This is a genomic window from Pauljensenia hongkongensis (genome assembly GCF_001746855.1).
Lineage (GTDB): Bacteria > Actinomycetota > Actinomycetes > Actinomycetales > Actinomycetaceae > Pauljensenia > Pauljensenia hongkongensis.
Genome location: NZ_CP017298.1, coordinates 1,865,790 through 1,868,905 on the forward strand (window position 1 = coordinate 1,865,790; position 3,116 = coordinate 1,868,905).

General features: G+C 71.0%; 3 protein-coding genes. 2 read left to right on the forward strand and 1 reads right to left on the reverse strand.

What is annotated here, in order from left to right; genetic code table 11:
- Positions 1-1,099 (reverse strand): hypothetical protein (locus tag BH719_RS09740; protein ID WP_034255782.1); only part of this gene is annotated, 1,099 nt, incomplete at its 3' end.
- 496 nt (positions 1,100-1,595) lie between these two features.
- Between BH719_RS09740 and BH719_RS07755 the strand changes: the two genes are divergently transcribed.
- Together BH719_RS07755 and BH719_RS07760 are read left to right on the forward strand one after the other, a co-directional pair.
- On the forward strand, positions 1,596-1,925 hold the full coding sequence (locus BH719_RS07755) for a PadR family transcriptional regulator (RefSeq protein WP_009744274.1): 330 nt from the start codon (positions 1,596-1,598) through the stop codon (positions 1,923-1,925).
- Positions 1,922-3,031: a permease prefix domain 1-containing protein gene (locus tag BH719_RS07760; RefSeq protein WP_009744275.1), complete on the forward strand. Its 1,110-nt coding sequence runs from the start codon at positions 1,922-1,924 to the stop codon at positions 3,029-3,031. Before BH719_RS07755 ends, BH719_RS07760 begins: the two co-directional genes overlap by 4 nt.
- Positions 3,032-3,116: the final 85 nt, after the last annotated feature.

A 3,116-nucleotide genomic window follows, 5' to 3' on the forward strand; every position in this document is an offset into this window, starting at 1 on the left:
GGGCGCTCACCGCCGCCCCGCCCGCCAGGGCCCCCAGCGCACCCGACGACGCCGCCCGCCCCACACCGATCGCGTCGTGGGGTATCCGGTAGGACGGATCCCACCTGGGATCGGAGGCGTGGACCGCCGAGGGGGGCGCGTACCCGCCCACCAGGCCGTTGGGCGTGACCGTCTGGTTCACCGGCCGCCCCACCAGCCCCACGCCGTCGACGTCGCTGAGGCGCGCGTAGGGGGGCGGATCCTGGACGGCGCCCGGACGCGCGAAGCCCTCCGACGCCCAATCCCGCCCCGCCAGCACACCACCACCAGCCGAACCGTCCCCACCAGCACCAGTGGAACCGTCCCCACCAAGACCACCACCGGAGCCGTCCGCGCCCCCGGGCGCCCCGGCCCCCGAACCGGCGCCCCCCGGGCCGCCCAGGTTCGGATCCACGATCTGGGGAAGCGGGGCAGCGGCGGGATGCTTAGTGCTGATGCGGGAGTCGTTCGCTTCTCCACCTTTGTCGATGACGCCCTGCATCCTGCCGGCGCCCTCGTTCAAGGAGGCGTTCATCTGCTCGATCACGTTCTGGCAGTACTCCTCCCTCTCCCTGTGCCGCTCCTCCGCCAGGGACGAGAAGTAGGTCTCCGCGCCCAGCAGGCACAGGGCGCCCCCCAGCGGCGCCACGACGGTGGCGACGGCTCCGACCACGTCCGCGGCGGCCCGCCACCCCCGCTCGGCGCCAGTGAGCAGCTCGTCGGACACATTCGCCTGGAACAGGTCCCGCGCCTGGCGCATCACCCCGCGCGCCTGGACCACCACGTCGTGCCCGTCGCGCAACTGGTCCCGCGTCGCCCCCAGGTCCGCAAGGAACGCCCGCGCCCACTCGCTGATCGCGGAGCGCACCTGCTCCGAGTGGTACCCGTTGGCGCTCTCGTAGGCGCGCACCAGCCTCTCGCACTCGCCGATCTCGTCCAGCACCACCTGGTAGGCGGCCTCGTCGGCACTGTCGTCGTAACGCAGATCCGACACCGCCCGCAAGCGCTCGAAGAACGACCCGTGCGCGCGCCGCTTCAAACCACCCCCCACGTGCTTCGCACCCGCCTTGTGAACACCCATGGCGAACACCTCGACCTTCCCCCCACGCCGGGGAATCACGAACCCGGACCGCACCGGGGAGCGCGGACCCGGACCAATACCAGCGCGACCACGCCGACACCGGCAACCATACCCCGCAGCACACCACCCCGAGAACACCCACCAGACTATGACATCCACCACCCACCACCCCCCCGCCCAGGACCCCCGCACCACCCACCACGCACAACCCACCCGCCCCCGCACCACCACCCCGACCACGAGCACCTCTCACCATAATGAGACGAACACCACGCCCACTTGGATCCGCACCACGGACAGGCCGCACCCGCACCACGGACAACGCGCGTCCGCATTGCGGACGGCGCACTGTCAAAAGGGGCGGCGCCGCCGCCGATGCTGAGCCCGCGAATGCGCCCCCTTGTCTACCTCTATTGACGTACTACGACAGACGTGGTACGTTTGTCGTGTGGTTGGGGGCGCCCGGCCACGGCCTCGTGAAAGGAAGGAGGAAGCGATGATCAGCGCCGACGCGATCAGGGGGTACGTCGACCTCATCGTGCTGGGGCTGCTGCGCGAGCGCCCGTCCTACGCCTACGAGCTGGCCAAGACGATCAGCCAGGTGTCCCAGGGGCAGTACGCCATCAAGCAGACGACCCTCTACTCAGCGCTCAAACGGCTGGAAGGGCAAGGGGTCACCGAGTCCTACCAGGACGTCTCCGAATCGGGCAAGACCCGCACCTACTACCGCCTGAGCCCCACCGGCCAGGACTACCTCGACGACAAGACCGCGGAATGGGCCGACACCAAGGGCCTCGTCGACCGTTTCGTGGAAGGGAGAGAATGATGGACACCATCGACAGTTTCCTCGACGCGATGTTCGCCCCCTACCCGGCCTCGACGCGCCTGGCCGACGCCAAAGCCGAACTGCGCGCCATGATGGAGGACGCCTACGCCGACGCCATCGCCTCCGGCATGACGCACAACGAGGCGGTCGGCCGTGTCATCACCGACTTCGGGAACCTCCAGGAGATCGCCCCCGTCCTCGGCATCGCCGACGACCTCACCGCCGCCGGGGGCGCACCCCAGCAGGAGGCCGCCCCCGCGCCGGCCGGCGCCGACGGGGCCGAGGCCCCGAGCAGGCCCCGCGTCACACTGCCCGAGGCCCAAGAACTCGCCGAGGCGCGCAGGCGCGGGGCCGCTGGCCTGGGACTCGGCGTCGCCATGCTGGTCTCGACCGGCATCCCCCTGTTCGCGTTCCAGGGGCTGGCAGAAGTCGGCCTCGTCCCCTTCAACGACGACACGGCCACCTTCCTGGCCCTGGTCGCGGACCTGCCCCTGGTCGCCCTCGGCATCATCATGCTGCTGTCCCGATCCCGGTTGTTCGCCAACGTCAAGCACCTGGTGAACCTGGAGTTCACGACCGACCCCATTGTCACGGCGTGGGCGGCCAGGCTGCGCCTCGAGCACGAGGACCAGCGCATGCGGCGCCTCGCCATCGCCGTCGGACTGTGGATCTGCGCGGCACTGCCGCTCGCGGTGGTCCAAGCGCTGCCGCCCATCGGCGTCGGCATGGCCGTGCCAGCGGGCGCGGACAACGGGACGCTCAACGGCGGCGACCTGTCCGAGCTCGCCCTGGCGCTGTCGGTGGCGCTCGTGGCGCTCGGCCTGTGGGTCTTCCTGCCCGCCAACTGGGCCGCGCAAACGCAGCAGACCCTCATCCGCGAGGGCCGCCAAGGGCACGACTACGACGAGGAGGACTACCGCGACCCCGTCATCGGGATCGTCGCCAGCGTCTACTGGCCGTGCGTCGTCGCCGCCTACTTCGTGTGGGGGGCCGTCTTCGACCAGTGGGACAAGTCGTGGGTGCTCTTCCCCGTCGCAGGACTGCTCTTCGGGGTCTTCGCCGCAGTCCGGATGGCGACCCGCCGCGCCAAGGCGCGCCCCCAGTAGGCGGCGCCGAGGCGGACACGGCACCCGGGTGGGCCCCACCCGGGTGCCGCGCGTCCCCGCCCGGTGCGGCCGCCAGGCGATGGCA

What these genes read in the sequence shown, in the direction of transcription:
- BH719_RS07755 (WP_009744274.1), top strand. Translation starts at nt 1,596, where the DNA reads ATGATCAGCGCCGACGCGATCAGGGGGTACGTCGACCTCATCGTGCTG.
- BH719_RS07760 (WP_009744275.1), top strand. Translation starts at nt 1,922, where the DNA reads ATGATGGACACCATCGACAGTTTCCTCGACGCGATGTTCGCCCCCTAC.